At 44.5% G+C, this 15,554-nt stretch carries 17 protein-coding genes; 4 read left to right on the forward strand and 13 right to left on the reverse strand.

All coding sequences use genetic code 11. The annotated features are described in order from the left end of the window. Positions 1-5: 5 nt before the first annotated feature. The 9 genes from NO992_RS08970 to NO992_RS09010 form a co-directional block, all read right to left on the reverse strand. A complete protein-coding gene (locus NO992_RS08970; RefSeq protein WP_349195295.1) occupies positions 6-827 on the reverse strand; it encodes a peptidoglycan DD-metalloendopeptidase family protein in 822 nt (273 codons plus the stop codon). A 124-nt stretch (positions 828-951) separates the two neighbouring features. Continuing rightward, on the reverse strand, positions 952-1,590 hold the full coding sequence (locus NO992_RS08975; protein ID WP_017217023.1) for a protein-L-isoaspartate(D-aspartate) O-methyltransferase: 639 nt from the start codon (positions 1,588-1,590) through the stop codon (positions 952-954). 9 nt (positions 1,591-1,599) lie between these two features. Then, on the reverse strand, positions 1,600-2,340 hold the full coding sequence (gene surE / locus NO992_RS08980; RefSeq protein WP_010377409.1) for a 5'/3'-nucleotidase SurE: 741 nt from the start codon (positions 2,338-2,340) through the stop codon (positions 1,600-1,602). Between the two features lie 35 nt (positions 2,341-2,375). Further along, complete coding sequence (gene truD, locus NO992_RS08985; RefSeq protein ID WP_010377408.1) at positions 2,376-3,413, reverse strand: tRNA pseudouridine(13) synthase TruD; 1,038 nt, start codon at positions 3,411-3,413, stop codon at positions 2,376-2,378. Beyond that, the gene (gene ispF, locus NO992_RS08990; RefSeq protein ID WP_017217024.1) at positions 3,410-3,886 is read right to left on the reverse strand and encodes a 2-C-methyl-D-erythritol 2,4-cyclodiphosphate synthase; all 477 of its coding nucleotides are present in this window, start codon (positions 3,884-3,886) and stop codon (positions 3,410-3,412) included. The genes truD and ispF overlap by 4 nt, the downstream gene beginning before the upstream one ends. Further along, entirely contained in the window at positions 3,879-4,577 is a 699-nt protein-coding gene (gene ispD, locus NO992_RS08995) for a 2-C-methyl-D-erythritol 4-phosphate cytidylyltransferase (protein WP_017217025.1), read from the reverse strand. Before ispD ends, ispF begins: the two co-directional genes overlap by 8 nt. After that, the gene (gene ftsB, locus NO992_RS09000) at positions 4,561-4,854 is read right to left on the reverse strand and encodes a cell division protein FtsB (protein WP_010605642.1); all 294 of its coding nucleotides are present in this window, start codon (positions 4,852-4,854) and stop codon (positions 4,561-4,563) included. The genes ispD and ftsB overlap by 17 nt, the downstream gene beginning before the upstream one ends. Positions 4,855-4,892: 38 nt before the next feature. Beyond that, the gene (locus tag NO992_RS09005; RefSeq protein WP_171039493.1) at positions 4,893-5,531 is read right to left on the reverse strand and encodes a hypothetical protein; all 639 of its coding nucleotides are present in this window, start codon (positions 5,529-5,531) and stop codon (positions 4,893-4,895) included. Between the two features lie 84 nt (positions 5,532-5,615). After that, the gene (locus NO992_RS09010) at positions 5,616-6,086 is read right to left on the reverse strand and encodes a DUF2947 domain-containing protein (RefSeq protein ID WP_045962078.1); all 471 of its coding nucleotides are present in this window, start codon (positions 6,084-6,086) and stop codon (positions 5,616-5,618) included. A gap of 84 nt (positions 6,087-6,170) precedes the next feature. Here NO992_RS09010 and NO992_RS09015 point away from each other — a divergent pair, with 84 nt between their 5' ends. From NO992_RS09015 to NO992_RS09025, 3 genes are read left to right on the forward strand one after another with little or no spacing between them, the layout of a single operon-like run. Further along, positions 6,171-6,407 carry a DUF1653 domain-containing protein gene (locus NO992_RS09015; protein WP_010377401.1) on the forward strand — a complete coding sequence of 79 codons (237 nt, stop codon included), beginning with the start codon at positions 6,171-6,173 and terminating at the stop codon, positions 6,405-6,407. Between the two features lie 43 nt (positions 6,408-6,450). Then, a complete protein-coding gene (locus NO992_RS09020; protein WP_371376393.1) occupies positions 6,451-7,287 on the forward strand; it encodes an AAA family ATPase in 837 nt (278 codons plus the stop codon). 2 nt (positions 7,288-7,289) lie between these two features. Then, entirely contained in the window at positions 7,290-8,474 is a 1,185-nt protein-coding gene (locus NO992_RS09025) for a VWA domain-containing protein (RefSeq protein ID WP_010377399.1), read from the forward strand. 47 nt (positions 8,475-8,521) lie between these two features. On the opposite strand, the gene NO992_RS09030 is transcribed toward NO992_RS09025, so the two are convergent. Next, complete coding sequence (locus NO992_RS09030) at positions 8,522-9,175, reverse strand: LuxR C-terminal-related transcriptional regulator (RefSeq protein ID WP_371376262.1); 654 nt, start codon at positions 9,173-9,175, stop codon at positions 8,522-8,524. An 86-nt stretch (positions 9,176-9,261) separates the two neighbouring features. Then, entirely contained in the window at positions 9,262-11,202 is a 1,941-nt protein-coding gene (gene acs / locus NO992_RS09035; protein WP_253104379.1) for an acetate--CoA ligase, read from the reverse strand. 319 nt (positions 11,203-11,521) lie between these two features. On the opposite strand from acs, the gene NO992_RS09040 reads away from it, so the two are divergent. After that, entirely contained in the window at positions 11,522-12,682 is a 1,161-nt protein-coding gene (locus NO992_RS09040) for a DcaP family trimeric outer membrane transporter (RefSeq protein WP_371376265.1), read from the forward strand. 751 nt (positions 12,683-13,433) lie between these two features. Here NO992_RS09040 and hflC read toward each other — a convergent pair. Then, complete coding sequence (gene hflC, locus NO992_RS09045; RefSeq protein WP_253104374.1) at positions 13,434-14,312, reverse strand: protease modulator HflC; 879 nt, start codon at positions 14,310-14,312, stop codon at positions 13,434-13,436. Between the two features lie 5 nt (positions 14,313-14,317). Further along, positions 14,318-15,493, reverse strand: coding sequence for an FtsH protease activity modulator HflK (hflK, locus tag NO992_RS09050; RefSeq protein WP_099030575.1), 1,176 nt, complete (start codon positions 15,491-15,493; stop codon positions 14,318-14,320). Positions 15,494-15,554: the final 61 nt, after the last annotated feature.

Here is a 15,554-nt window from a genome sequence, read left to right on the forward strand (position 1 = left end):
TTACTTTATGGCAAGTATTTTGCCGGGTTTACAGCTTGACCTTTAAAACGGATCTCAAACCTAAGCGCCGTCTTAGAAGCATCTGTACTACCCATTTCGGCAATTTTTTCCCCAACTTTAACTTTTTGCTGTTCTCTGACGAGTAACTTAGCGTTGTGGGCATACGCACTTAGATAATCATCCGTATGTTTCAGAATGATTAAATTACCATACCCACGCAACGCACTCCCTGCATATACAACTACACCGCCAGCAGCAGCCTTAACTGAAGTACCCGGTTTATTAGAGATCTCCAATCCCTTATAACCATTCTCTTTAACAGAGAAGTGACGAGTCACCTTGCCTTCAGCAGGCCATTTCCATAGTACCTTATTATTATACAAAGCCTTGGTACTACTAGATTTTTGTGTGGCTTGTCTTTGAACATACTCTCGTTGATTTGGCTTATCAAGCTCTTTTTTGGGGCTTTTGTTACTTTTTTGTTTTAAAGACTGAGACTTGTGGTTTACTTTCGTGTATTTTGTGTTCTTTTTGTTTTTATTTTTGGGATACTCTAGACGAATGATCTGATTGGGGTAGATCGTGTACGGAGGCTTAATTTTATTGATTTTCGCGAGCGTTCTTACATCTTTGTTCGCGCTAAATGCAATTGCAAATAAAGTATCGCCTTTTTTTACTTTGTAACTGCTTCCGTTAATATTAATTTTATGTGACGAAGTGGTCTTACCAGAGTATAAAGTTGTTACAGGCGCAGGCGTATGATTCGATGAGCAGGCAACAAGCAGGCCGCTTAAACAAATCGATATGATGACCTGAGACTTGTGCATTACTTATATTTTCCAGTGCTACTATCAACGACTATCATATCAATCTAACTTAATTTTGCTTGGTTTTCACATTTAACTGGAAAAAATAGTTATATTTTATGGAGTTGTTTTTAAAGCTACAAAATTAACCGACTTCGCCAGCGACTAAAGGTACAAAGCGTACAGGTGCGAGGGCGTGACGAATAAACTGCTCCCCTTGTTTAACAAACAAGGTGAGTGTTTGCGCTTCAACTCCGATGGGAATGACCATAGCACCGCCATCTTCTAGTTGCGCCAACAACTCATCTGGAACAGATTGTGCCGCAGCAGTAACAATGATCCCTGCAAAAGGCGCTTTTGAAGCCCAGCCTTTCCAACCATCTCCATGTTTCATCGTCACATTATATAAATCCAGCAAATGCAGCCTTCTGCGCGCTTGCCACTGCAGTGACTTGATCCGTTCAATGCTAAAGACCTGTTCAAACACTTGCGCGAGTACGGCGGTCTGATAACCAGAGCCCGTCCCCACTTCCAAAATACGCCCTTTAACACCCACTTGTTTTAATACTTCGGTCATTTTTGCAACGATAAAAGGTTGCGATATCGTTTGTCCTTGTCCGATAGGAAGAGCTGTATTTTCATATGACTTATGTTTAAGCACTTCATCGACAAACATATGTCTAGGCGTGTTAGCGATGGCATTGAGTACCACTTCATCCTCTACGCCTTGCTTTCTTAGCAGTTCCACTAGCGCATTAGCGCTGCCCTGATAATTACTCAGCACATACGCCTCTTAAGATAACCAGCTCGCCACAGCATCTAAGCTTTCGTAAGCCGTCATATCTACCTTGAGCGGTGTGATAGCGGCATAACCGTTGTTTACAGCATGAAAATCCGTGCCTTCACCTGCGTCACTTTCATGGCCTAAGGTGCCATACCAGTACACACTTCGGCCCCACGGGTCTATTTGTTCGGTCATGGTATCCGCTTTATGACGTGAGCCTAACCGAGTGACTTTAATCCCTTTTAAATCACTTAATGGAATATCAGGGACGTTGATATTAATGATTTGGTCTTTTGGTAGTGGGTGGTTTGCAAGCTTTTTAATGATCTCTACGGTGACATGTGCTGCAGTTTCGTAGTGGGCTTCATTTTTAGAGCAAAGAGAAACGGCAATCGCAGGTAAACCCACATGTCGACCTTCAGTAGCCGCCGCAACAGTACCAGAGTACAACGTATCATCGCCAAGATTAGCGCCATTATTGATCCCTGCAACGACTAAATCCGGCAATTCATCCATCAGTTTGTTCACTCCAAGGTGAACGCAGTCGGTTGGCGTGCCATTTACGGAGATAAAACCATTATCTAGCGTAGTCGCTCTGAGTGGGTTTAATAAGGTTAACGAGTTACTCGCACCACTACAGTTTCTATCTGGACCAATGACAGTTACATCCGCGATTTGTGATAACGCTTGATACAAGATAGCAATGCCCTTGGCGTGAACACCATCGTCATTACTCAATAGGATCTTCATATTTCACCTCTTTTTCTTGTTAGACAATGAGTATCTCACTGCTGTATCGACTCTTCGTGTTTATTAAACTTTTTACTGGCATCTTTATGATTAACAAGCTCTCTGAGCAGCGCCGTGGCAAAAGTTCCTTTTGGTAAACTGAATTCTAGGGTTAGCGTGCTATCGTCAGCCATACTCACCTTAAGCGCTTCAGGTATTAATCTAAGCGCTCTGCGCTCATTTTTCATCCCAAACTCTGCTAATCCTTCGTGCCATTTAGCGAAAGGTGCCAACCATTCACGCTCTTGCGGCAATAAGCCCTTTTCACCCTTGCCAACCAATGGCGCCGAAAGCAAAATGTCGCCATTCAGTAACCGCTCAATGAGCTCGCAATCAATCTCTGAATCAAAAAAGGCGTTACTACCGCTCAGTAAAAAGATTTCACGGTGCCAAGTCGTTGCCAAGCCATGCTCTGCCACGCGGCGGCTGACAACTTCGTTGAACAGATGAGAGCGAGCGGCTGAAAGTACCAACCCTCTGAGCTTTTTATCGCGGATCTTTTCGCCGTCAAATAACCTATCTGCCATGGCTAAGTTGTGGCCATCATGACCAAAACGTTGTTCTCCAAAATAATTAGGAACCCCTTGGCGTACGGCATTAATACGCGACAGAATATCAAGTGGAGCAGTCACGTTTCTGAGGGTAATGGCAAAGCGATTGCCCTTATGACAACCTGTTTTTAGCTTTCGATTGTGCCGTATTTGTTGCACCACAAAAATAGAGTCACTATTTAATGCACTAAAGTCTACCGACTTTTTAATTGGCACCGGCACGCTAAACCACTGCGTACATACGCCGTGTCTGTCTTTAATTCCTGCATAGCTGACATCTCGCGGTGAAATTTGGGCAAACTCTGCAAGCTTTTTAGCGACAAATGCAGTGTTTTCTCCCTTTTTAATGATCTGCAAGCAAACATGCTCACCTTCGCCAGTAAAAGGAATATCTAAAATTTCTTCGACTCTAAAGTCTTCTGGTTGTGACTTATAATCGCCGTCAGATAACGGTTTGCCATAAAGATAGTTGAGTGTCTTCATGCTTTTACCAATAGCACCACAGCATGACTTGAAATCCCTTCTTTACGCCCTTCAAAACCCAGTTTTTCGGTGGTGGTTGCTTTAACATTAACTTCGCCTAGCTGCGCTTCACAGTCCGCAGCAAGGTTAGTACGCATCGCATCAATATGTGGTCGCATTTTTGGTGCTTGTGCGACAATTGTGACGTCGATATTGCCTATTTGATAGCCAAGCGCTTTCACTTGTTCCATCACGCGGCGTAATAAAATGCGGCTGTCGATATTTTCAAATTCACTCGCAGTATCAGGAAAGTGCTTACCAATATCTCCCAGCGCAAGTGCCCCCAACAAGGCATCACACAATGCATGAATTGCCACATCACCATCCGAGTGAGCAATAAAGCCCTGTTCGTAAGGGATTTTTTCCCCACAAATTGTCAATGGGCCAGCTCCACCAAATTTATGAACATCAAATCCGTGGCCAATTCTAATCATGCTGTTTACCTTGTTGTTGAATTATAAACTCCGCCAGAGGTAAATCCTCCGGCGTCGTGATCTTAATGTTATCCGTGCGCGCGGCAATGAGTTGGACTGGCCGATTTTGTAATTCCATCGCAGATGCTTCATCTGTGATATGTGCACCTTGAGAAAGCCCAAGCTCCAGCGCAGCCAATAACTCTTCATACCTAAACATTTGAGGCGTAAAAGCCTGCCATAACGACGCTCTAGGTACGGTCTCCTGTACCAACTCCGCACCACGTTTGATGGTATCTTTAACCTTGGCAGCCAGTATGCCACCTTGCTGTTGATTTATACATTGTGAAATCAGCTGATGAATATCATCCAGCGCTACTAAAGGTCGAGCTGCATCATGAACTAACACCCAGTCAGGGCGACTTGGTGCTAACGCTTTTAGCGCCAATAAAACGGAGTCGGCACGTTCTTGTCCACCTTCACAATAGCTAAAACGGCTATCAGGTAGTAACGCCGATGAAAAATATCCATCATCTTTGGAAACGGCGACCATAAATTGATCGACGCATTCAAGTCCAGCTAGTTTTTCCAGTGTGTGTACTAAAATCGGTTTACCTAATAGTGGAATATACTGTTTAGGCATCTGCGCCTGCATACGACTGCCAACCCCAGCTGCGGGGATGACGACTGCAAGTTTATCGTTTCTTTTCATGAGGTACTTTCGGTAATACACGGATAAAAGTTTCGCCGGGTTTAATCATGCCGAGTTCATGACGAGCTCGCTCCTCAACCCCTTCAAGACCGAGTTTTAAATCTTCGATATCCGCTTTTAATAATTTATTTCGTTTACTGAGGTTGGCATTGGTTTCTTGGTGCGATTTAACCACGGATTTTATCCGAGTGTAGTCCTCCACGCCATTGTGGCCGAACCAAAGTCTGTACTGAATAAATAGCGCTAAAACCAACAGCGCTAACTGAAAAAATCGCATTGCTTAATCCAAACTTCTGTTTTTTGAGTCGATTAGGATCACTGACTCATTTTTGTTTTTTGTACTTGTGGCCAATTAATCGCGCTGGCAAGTAACATTTCTCTTAGCGTCAGCCTTCGTGGTATTGCCGCTTTGCCAAAATGCCAAGTATGACCACAACAAGCCGCTGTCATTAACGCTTTCGTCGGTTTTAACAGTTGTACACACGCTTCATCACTTGCTTGTAAGCTATTGCCACTAACACTAAACCAGCCAAATTGGTTGCAGTGCAGTTTGTCAGCCTCATTCACTTGGTCGACACTGTCGAGCCTAACGTTTGTCCCCGTCGAGTCTGCATATAGCATAGGAACCACCAGCCCCACTTTCACCTTAGTGGTAAAAAATGCTGCGTTGGCAGCGTCATCACATTTAGGCTGTGATTTTTGCTTTGCTAACCAACATCCATTGAAACTATCTAGCTCAAGCGGGACGTCACCATGAATAATATGTGTGGCCGCGCGCTCAACATAATACGGCAGGCTGTTTAACAAACGCTGAAGGCGAGTATGATCGGAGAGCTCAGCAAGTTTCGGCAACTCTCTGGCATAAAATACATTTACAAGCTCGGCAAATACAAGGCGAGATGCTTCGTCATACCAGATTGTATTTTGCTGCTGCTCCAAAACGCCTCCCGTCAATGCAATCTACTTTAGTAGACTGGTGTACATCCTTTATACACTAGCCATGTTTCAAATCAAAGCAAACTGCTCTGTTGTACTTGCTTACGGCTTGGTTCCTAGTTTTGCTTGCCCCTCAGCCATAAATTGTACTACCGAACTGCGTTTTTTTCCTATTAAGAAACTACCGTCAGTCAAAAACATAAAGTTCTGCCAACATCGCTTAAACACGTCAAAGCGGGTCTCGATCACATCATCTCGAGAGAGACAAAAATACACGGTGGTATTGGCTTGCCAATCAAGAAATTGCTCGATCGTTTCAGGAAATGCTTCTCCTGCTTCCCACGGCTGCTCCCAATTGAGGGTTTCTTGCCATGAGTCCGCTTTACCAACCCAATCTGTTTTATCAAAGAAATCAGGGTGATCTTTTTCGTTGCTTACCATAGTGCTCCAAAGCACCGCAGCGCGCGCCGCTGACATTGGTTTTATCAATGCCAGGTCGGATTCTTCGATTGGAAGATCTTTATGTTTGAAAACCCAAGCTTTCTTATAATCGTCCAGCGCAATATAATTCATCTTTAAACACCTTCAGTCTTAATGGCACGGATTATAACATTTCAGTCCGTCACGTACGGCTTTTATTTTTTGGAGCTTGAATTAGTGGATATCACACCTGGAATTTACCGCCACTACAAAGGAAAATTATATCGAGTGCACGCCTTGGCAACGCACAGTGAAACGCAAGAGAAGCAAGTGGTTTATCAAACCCTATATGGAGATATGAGTTTTTGGGTTCGACCACTTGAAATGTTTTTAGAAGACGTTATGGTCGAAGGCGAAGCGGTGCCTCGCTTCACCTTAATCGAAACCGAAGCGGGGTTGGCAGCGAAAAGCTGATTGTGGCAAGATGACCCTATCTCATCTGACCACAAGAAGTTGAATTATGTTTAAAGGTACTGATCAATATATTGCTACCTCTGCTCTACAACAGGCCGTGAATGCGGCCATCGTTTTAGAAAAACCCCTCCTCATTAAAGGTGAGCCAGGCACAGGCAAGACCTTACTCGCCGAAGAACTGGCAAAAAGTTTAGATACCGAACTAATCCAATGGCATATAAAGTCAACAACCAAAGCTCAGCAAGGCCTGTACGAATACGATGCGGTCTCGCGTTTACGCGACAGTCAACTTGGCGATCCTCGCGTTAATGACGTTGGCAATTACATCATCAAAGGTAAGCTGTGGCAGGCATTTACCGCCACAAAGCGTCCCGTTCTGTTGATTGACGAAATCGACAAAGCCGATATTGAGTTTCCCAATGATCTGCTGTTAGAACTCGATAAAATGGAGTTTCATGTCTACGAAACTAACGAGCAAGTAAAAGCCAAAGTTCGCCCAATTGTAATTATCACTTCTAACAATGAAAAAGAGCTACCAGATGCCTTTTTACGCCGCTGCTTTTTCCACTACATCGACTTTCCGAGCAAAGAAGAGATGCTGCAAATTGTAGACGTGCATTTTCCACATATTAAAGCGAATTTAGTACAACGAGCACTCGAAAGCTTTTTCCAATTACGCGACACACCAAACCTAAAGAAAAAGCCAAGTACGAGTGAGCTACTCGACTGGTTAAAACTACTATTAGCTGAAGATATTTCCCCTGACGCGTTGCATGACAAATCTAACCAAGGTGGCCTAATGCCGTTATTTGGTGCACTACTTAAAAACGAGCAAGATGTTTCTTTGGTTGAGAAGCTCGCCTTTATGAGCCGCCGCTGATCATGCTCATCGATTTTGTACTCACGCTTAGACGTTACGGTATCAAAGCGAGCCTGCGCGAATTACTAGACTGTTTAGAGGCGCTGGATAAAGAAGTTTGCTTTGCCGATCTAGACGGCTTTTACTTTTTGGCAAAAACCATCTTCGTGAAAGATGAGACCTTGTTTGATAAATTCGACCGTGCGTTTGCTGATTACTTTGAGGGAATAGAGTCAATAGACCTCTTCTCACAACTTCAACAGCAGCAATTGCCAGAGGATTGGTTGCGTAAAGAGTTTGAGAAATCACTGTCTGAAGAAGAAAAAGCCAAACTGAACGCCATGGGTGGACTCGATAAGCTCCTTGAAACGTTAAAAGCACGCTTGGCTGAGCAACAAAAACGTCACGCAGGCGGCAATAAATGGGTTGGTACAGGGGGCACCTCCCCCTTTGGCGCTTACGGCTATAATCCTGAAGGGATCCGCATTGGCCAAGATGGAAATCGCCACCGGAAAGCCGTAAAAGTATGGGATAAGCGGCAGTATCGTAATCTCGACAGTAATACCGACATCAGCAGCCGCAATATTAAGCTTGCACTCAAGCAATTGCGTAAATTTGCGCGCAGCGGAGCAAGTGATCAGCTCGACCTTAATGAAACTATTCGCGCAACCGCAAGACAAGGCGGCATGTTGGATGTGAAAATGGCTCCTGAGCGACATAACTCTGTGAAGGTATTGATGCTGTTTGATATTGGTGGCTCTATGGATGACCATATCCAGCTTTGTGAGCAACTATTCAGTGCCGCACACAGTGAATTTAAGCACCTTGAGTTTTTTTACTTTCATAATTGTGTGTACGAACATGTTTGGCACGATAATGACCGTCGTGACAGCGAATTACTTGATACTTATCAGCTAATTAACCGTTACGGCTCAGACTATCGGCTAATATTTGTTGGTGACGCGACAATGGGCCCCTATGAAATCACCTATCCCGGCGGTAGCGTAGAGCATTGGAATCAAGAAGCAGGCGCCACTTGGCTGAATCGTTTAACCAATCACTTCAGTAAGGTGGCTTGGCTTAATCCTCAGCCGCAAAGCTATTGGTCTTATTACCATTCAATAGAGCTAATAAATCAATTGATGCAAAACAGAATGTATCCGCTAACAATAGAGGGTCTAAGTCAGGCGTTTAAAGAATTGAGCTAAAGCAGTGCTGCTTGCAAGGTAAGCACCTTGCAAGCAATGATGCGAAATTAGTCATTCGCTTCGATAGGTTCTAGTTGTAGTTTTGAAGCAATCAATACGGCTTGAGTACGGTTATAGACACCCAACTTTCTGAAGATAGCGGTGATATGTGCTTTCACCGTTGCCTCTGAAATATTTAGCTCATAGGCAATTTGCTTATTCAGCAAGCCTTCGTGTAAATATTGCAGCACTTTATATTGCTGTGGCGTGAGCGAGGCCACTTGTTGGGCAAGCTCTTTGTCTTCCCCTTCGAGTTCAGCCACTTTGTCTTTCATGCCTTCAGGCAACCACGTGTCACCTTCGAGCACTTGCTCTATGGCTTCGGTAATTTGTTCTACTGACGCCGCTTTTGGGATAAAACCCATCGCGCCGTATCCCATCACTTTAGAAATGATAGAGAGGTCTTCGCTTCCCGAAACCACAACAACTGGAAGACTTGGGTGATCCTCACGGATCCGAATTAGTCCATATAAATCACCATTGCCCGGCATATGTAAATCGAGCAGGAGTAGGTCTAGTTCTTCTTGTTGTTGTAAGACCGAGAGCGTAGTGTCAAAGTTTTCAGATTCGAATACCTTTAGTCCTTCAAACTGCGCTTTTAGAGCCCCCTTAAGCGCCTCTCGAAATAGAGGATGATCATCCGCGATTAAAAACTGATACATGCTATGCTCCTAAAAAATCGGCTGTTATCGTAAAGATAACAGCCGTTATAGTATGTTTATATTAGGTCGCAATTCAAGTTATTCAGTTAACGATTCAATCTATTCTCGATTAATTCATCAACCACACTTGGATCGGCAAGTGTAGAAGTATCACCTAACTGTTGATACTCGTTGGCTGCAATCTTACGCAAAATACGGCGCATGATTTTACCAGAGCGGGTTTTAGGTAAACCTGGAGACCATTGGATCATGTCAGGGGTTGCAATTGGGCTTAGCTCTTTACGCACCCAATTTCTCACCTCTTTAGTTAACTCGTCAGATACCGTTACCCCTTCATTTGGCGTGATATAGACATAGATCCCTTGGCCTTTAATGTCGTGTGGATAGCCTACCACAGCCGCTTCAGCAACCGCTTCGTGAGCGACTAGCGCACTTTCAATTTCAGCAGTACCGAGGCGGTGACCTGAAACGTTAAGTACATCATCCACACGACCTGTGATCCAGTAGTAACCGTCTTCATCACGGCGACAACCATCGCCCGTAAAATAAACGCCAGGATAAGCCGAGAAGTACGTTTGTTCAAAGCGCTCATGGTCGCCATAAACCGTACGGGCTTGTGAAGGCCAGCTATCCAAAATCACCAGATTACCTTCGGTCGCGCCTGTCAGCGTATTACCTTCCGCGTCAAATAGTGCAGGAGCAATACCAAAGAATGGACGGGTCGCAGAACCCGGCTTAAGTGCGGTAGCGCCAGGAAGTGGCGTGATCATGATGCCGCCCGTTTCGGTTTGCCACCAAGTATCTACGATAGGACAATCACTATTACCAATTTGCTCATAATACCAAGACCAAGCCTCTGGATTAATTGGCTCACCGACCGAACCCAAAATACGTAAACTGTCACGCTTAGAACTTGCTGTCGGCTCATCACCCTTCGCCATCAACGCACGGATCGCGGTAGGTGCAGTATAGAGAATAGTAACACCATGTTTATCAACGATTTCACCCATGCGACCAGACGTTGGATAAGTCGGCACGCCTTCGAATACAACTTGAGTACAACCATTTACTAGTGGACCATAAGCAATATAACTGTGACCCGTGATCCAGCCCACATCCGCGCTACACCAGTAAATATCATCTTCTTGAAGGTCGAATACATACTCATGGGTCATTGATGCATACACTAGGTATCCACCCGTAGTATGCACTACCCCTTTCGGCTGACCGGTAGAGCCCGAGGTATAAAGAATAAAGAGCGGATCTTCCGCATTCATCATTTCAGGTTCACATTCGGCAGGTTTATCAGCAACTAATTCATGCCACCATACATCGTGAGCATTCCATTCAACATCGCCACCTGTTAATTGATGTACAATCACATGCTCGATAGTGGTGACGCCAGCTTGCGCTACCGCTTCATCAACATTTGCCTTAAGCGGCACACAATTACCACCGCGACGACCTTCATCTGAGGTGATGACAACTTTGGCGCCAGAATCTTTGATACGGTCTGCAATCGCTGAAGGTGAAAAGCCCCCAAACACAACGGAATGGATAGCACCAATTCTTGCACAGGCCTGCATGGCATAAATTGCTTGTGGAGTCATCGGCATGTAGATAGCGACGCGGTCACCCTTTGCAACTCCTAGACTCTTAAGGCCATTGGCAAGCTTTGCGACTTCATCGTGTAGTTGTTGGTAGGTAATATTTTCTGTTTGTTCTGGGTTATCGCCTTCCCAAATCAATGCGATTTTATCGGCGCGCTTTTCGAGGTGTCTATCGATACAGTTATAAGAGGCATTTAATACGCCGTCTTCATACCATTTAATATTGATATGGCCTTTGTCGAATGAGGTATTTTTAACTTTACTATAAGGTTTGAACCAATCTAAACGTTGACCGTGCTCTTTCCAAAACTCTGCGGGGTCATCAACCGACTTTTGATATAGTTCTTGATATTGCTCGTCGTTGATTAATGCTGCGTTCTTGATTTTTTCAGGAACTGGATAAATGCTCTGTGACATAGTCATCTCCATTATATTTAGAGGTCTAGGTCTGCTAGACACGCTTTTCCTAAGGATCACCCAGCCTTGGGTGTTTAAGTATTAGACCTTAGTTGTAGAACACCTGCAAACGTAAAAGTTTCATACAACTTACCAATCGTACCTAATTTGATACAAACGTTATGTTCGCCTTATCCTCCACTCATTTACCGTATGCCACCTTAGTCTAATAGACCAATAGGTAATTGAGTAAAAACCAACCTTAAACAACAGTTAGTGATGATTAAAATGAATGTCAGCTGCTGCCAACTGCAAAGCACAGCTATTGAGGAACTGGATTATGACAACGAATAACATTAATAAAAAACTGCTCGCAGTTGCTATCAGTAGTCTCTGCACTCTCCCTGCCACTGCGGCTGAGATTGGCGATACTAAAGTTAACTATGGTGGTTATATCAAGCTTGATGCCATTTGGAGTGATTTTTCTGACGGCGCGCTGGGGGCGCAAAATATCGGCCGAGACTTTTACGTTCCTGGTACGACCCCGGTCGGGGTTAACTCAGATAGCGATGTTGTATTTGATATGCACGCTCGCCAATCTCGCTTTAGCTTCGGGACCGATACTAAGCTCGATGATGGCAGCAGTATCAAAACTAAAATCGAGCTAGACTTTATTTCTACATCTGGAGGCAATGAGCGTGTTAGTAACTCCTACTCACCTCGTATTCGCCAAGCCTTTGTGAGCTACAAGGGCTTCTTGTTCGGTCAGGCTTGGTCAAACTTCCAAAATGTTAGTGCGCTACCAGAGACTTTAGATTTCGTCGGCCCAGCTGAAGGCACCGTTTTCGTACGCCAAGCCATGGCTAAATACACCACGGGAAACTGGTCTTTCTCTATTGAAAACCCAGAGAGCACAGTGACCACTGCAGATAGTGGCCGTGTCGTCACTGATGACGCTAGCATGCCTGATTTCACAGCACGTTACACACACAATGCAGATTGGGGTCATATTGCCGTAGCAGCACTTGCACGCCAAATTACCTATAAAGTCGGTGGAGCTGATGAGTCTGAAAGCTCATTTGGGATAAGTGCATCTGGTCGTGTTAATTTTGGCAACAATAACTTGAAGTTTATGCTGACCCAAGGTCAAGGGCTTGGTCGTTACGTAGGCCTAAACGTTGCTAATGGTGCAGTATACGACGGTAACTCATTACATGCAATTGACTCGACGTCGGGCTTTATCGCTTATCAACATAGCTGGAATGAACAGTTCCGCTCAACATTCTTATACTCTTTCTTTAATGCTGATAACGAAAGCGATTTGCTGGCAGTAACTGGCGATCCGACAAAATCAAGTATGAGTTACAGCGCAAACCTACTTTATTCACCCGTGAAAAAACTTACCTTTGGTGCTGAATATAAGATGGGTACTCGGGAAACAGAAAGTGGCTTTGAAGGTGATTTAGACAGACTACAACTTTCAGTGAAGTACGTGTTTTAAGGTTTTGTTATTTTAATAGGCTAGTACCAATTCACTTCCTAACTGCGGCCTATTGGCCGCTTTTTTATTGTTGGTCGCGACATAAAGTCGCTGCTACGGTGTGTTTCTTCGCGACATAAAGTCCGCTGCTACGATGTGTTTCTTGGCGACTTAAAGTCGCTGCTACGGTGTGCTTCTTCGCGACATAAAGTCGCTGCTACGCGCTGCTACGATGTGTTTCTTGGCGACTTAAAGTCGCTGCTACGGTGTGCTTCTTCGCGACATAAAGTCGCTGCTACGGTGTGCTTTTTCGCGACATAAAGTCCGCTGCTACGATGTGTTTCTTGGCGACTTAAAGTCGCTGCTACGGTGTGCTTCTTCGCGACATAAAGTCGCTGCTACGATGTGTTTCTTGGCGACTTAAAGTCGCTGCTACGGTGTGCTTCTTCGCGACATAAAGTCCGCTGCTACGATGTGTTTCTTGGCGACTTAAAGTCGCTGCTACGATGTGTTTCTGGCGACTTAAAGTCGCTGCTACGATGTGTTTCTTGGCGACTTAAAGTCGCTGCTACCGTATGTTTCTTAGCGACATAAAGGCGTTGCTACGGTGTGTTTTTTCGCGACATAAAGTCCGCTGCTACAGTGTGTTTTTTGCGGCATGAAAGATCGCGGCTACTCGTGGGATTTCATCGTCTTACGTTGTGACCATATCGCGCCAATAAAAAAACCCCGCTGGCTGGCGGGGTTTTACAATTATCTCAAAAGCATCATCTTATTGTGCTTTTGCATCCTTCATATAATCAAAAAACTTGCTGTCCGGTGATAACACCATAACGTCATTCTTATCTTTAAAGGTATTTTTATATGCTTCAAGCGAACGAACAAACCCGAAAAACTCAGGGTCTTTGTTATACGCGTTTGCATAGATGTTTGCAGCCGTTGCGTCACCTTGACCGCGAACTGCGCGAGCATTACGCTCAGCATCTGCAAGCATAACGGTAACACGACGGTCAACATTAGCACGGATGGTCTCCGCCTTCTCTTGACCCTCAGAACGGTGCTCTTTCGCCACTGCTTGACGCTCCGCACGCATACGCTGGTAGATTGAGTTACTTACTTCGTTAGGTAGATTAATTTGCTTAACACGGACATCAAGTACTTCAATCCCAAGCTCAGTTGCACTTTCTGACGCTTGAACTAACGCTTCCTCCATTAGCTCGCTACGTTCACCCGATACTATCTCTTTGATAGTACGCGAACCGAAGTTTGTTCTTAGACCGTTATTGACCTTTTGTTTTAGTAGCGTTTCAGCATATTGCTTATCGCCACGCGCACGTAGGTAATAAGAGCTAAAATCGTTTACGCGCCACTTTACATACGAATCCACAATTAAGTCTTTTTTCTCGCTCGTTACAAAGCGATCAGGTTGACCATCAAGTGTTTGGATACGTGCATCTAATTTGCGTACTTGGCTAAAGAAAGGCACTTTCAGGTGAAGGCCAGGTTCATATACCAACGCATCGCCATTCTCATCTTTTTGTACCTTGCTAAATAGCAGTACGATCGCTCTTTGACCTTCGTTTACTACAAAGATACCTGAGAAAGACATGATCACGGCAGTGACTAATAGAAGTAGACTAAAATTCTTCATATTGATTATCTCCCGTTACCAAATCTGTCGCGGTTAAATCTATCACCGCCTGAATTGACAGAACTATTTTGCTGCTGGTTACCTTCTATTCTTTGACGAAGTTGCTCTATTTCACTTTGATTTGGTAAACGAACTGGTGACGAAGCATTGTTATGTGATTGCATAATCTTATCAAGCGGTAGATACAACATGTTATTACCACCTTCAACATCAACCAATACCTTTGAGCTTCGACCTAAAACTTGCTCCATCGCATCAATATATAAGCGTTTACGCGTTACTTCTTTCGCCGCTTGGTATTCTGGCAGTAGCTTTTCAAAGCGCTCCACTTCACCTCGAGATTCAAGGATAATACGTTCGCGATAAGCTTCTGCTTCTTGCGTCATACGAGTTACTTGACCACGCGCACGCGGTTCAATTTCTTTCGCATAAGCTTCTGCTTCACGGATAAAGCGCTCTTCATCTTCTTGCGCAGCAATCGCATCATCAAATGCGTCTTTTACTTCTGAAGGAGGACGCGAGTCTTTAAAGTTAACGTCTGTAACAATCAAACCAAGATTGTATGGTTCGATAATACTGTTTAGCTCTTCCCAAGTGCGCTGACGAACCACTTCACGACCTGTAGTTAACACTTGGTCCATGCGAGAATGACCCACAACGTAACGCAGAGCACTGTCTAGCGCTTGTTGTAAGCTGTGGTCAGCATCGGTCACACTAAAACGATAAAGCGTTGGATCTACAACACGATATTGCACTTCAAACTCAACGCTTACTACGTTTTCGTCTTCCGTAAGCATAAAGCCTGAAGCCGACAATGAACGTACCGCTTCAATATCTACAGGAATAACACGCTCGATGAACGTGGCTTTCCAACGCAGACCCGGCTCAGCAATACGGTCAAATTTACCAAATTGCAGCACGATACCGCGCTCAGCTTCTTTTACCGTGTAAATACCACTTAGTGCCCATACGATGGCTGCGATAATAAGTATAAAGACGAAACCAGCACCGCCTAATCCGCCATTACCACCTTTCCCCGGCTTACCGCCGAAAATACCGCCGAATTTATTACCAAATTTACGGAATACTTCATCTAGATCAGGTGGGCCTTGATCCCGCCCCCCGCGGTTTTTCCACGGATCGTTATCATTGCCATTATTACCCGGTTCGTTCCAGGCCATAGCTATACTCCATTGTTATTTAAATGAATTAGGTTAAATCTAACAAAATTCGAGCGACTCT

This window comes from Pseudoalteromonas sp. DY56-GL79, from assembly GCF_041414765.1.
GTDB lineage: Bacteria > Pseudomonadota > Gammaproteobacteria > Enterobacterales > Alteromonadaceae > Pseudoalteromonas > Pseudoalteromonas piscicida.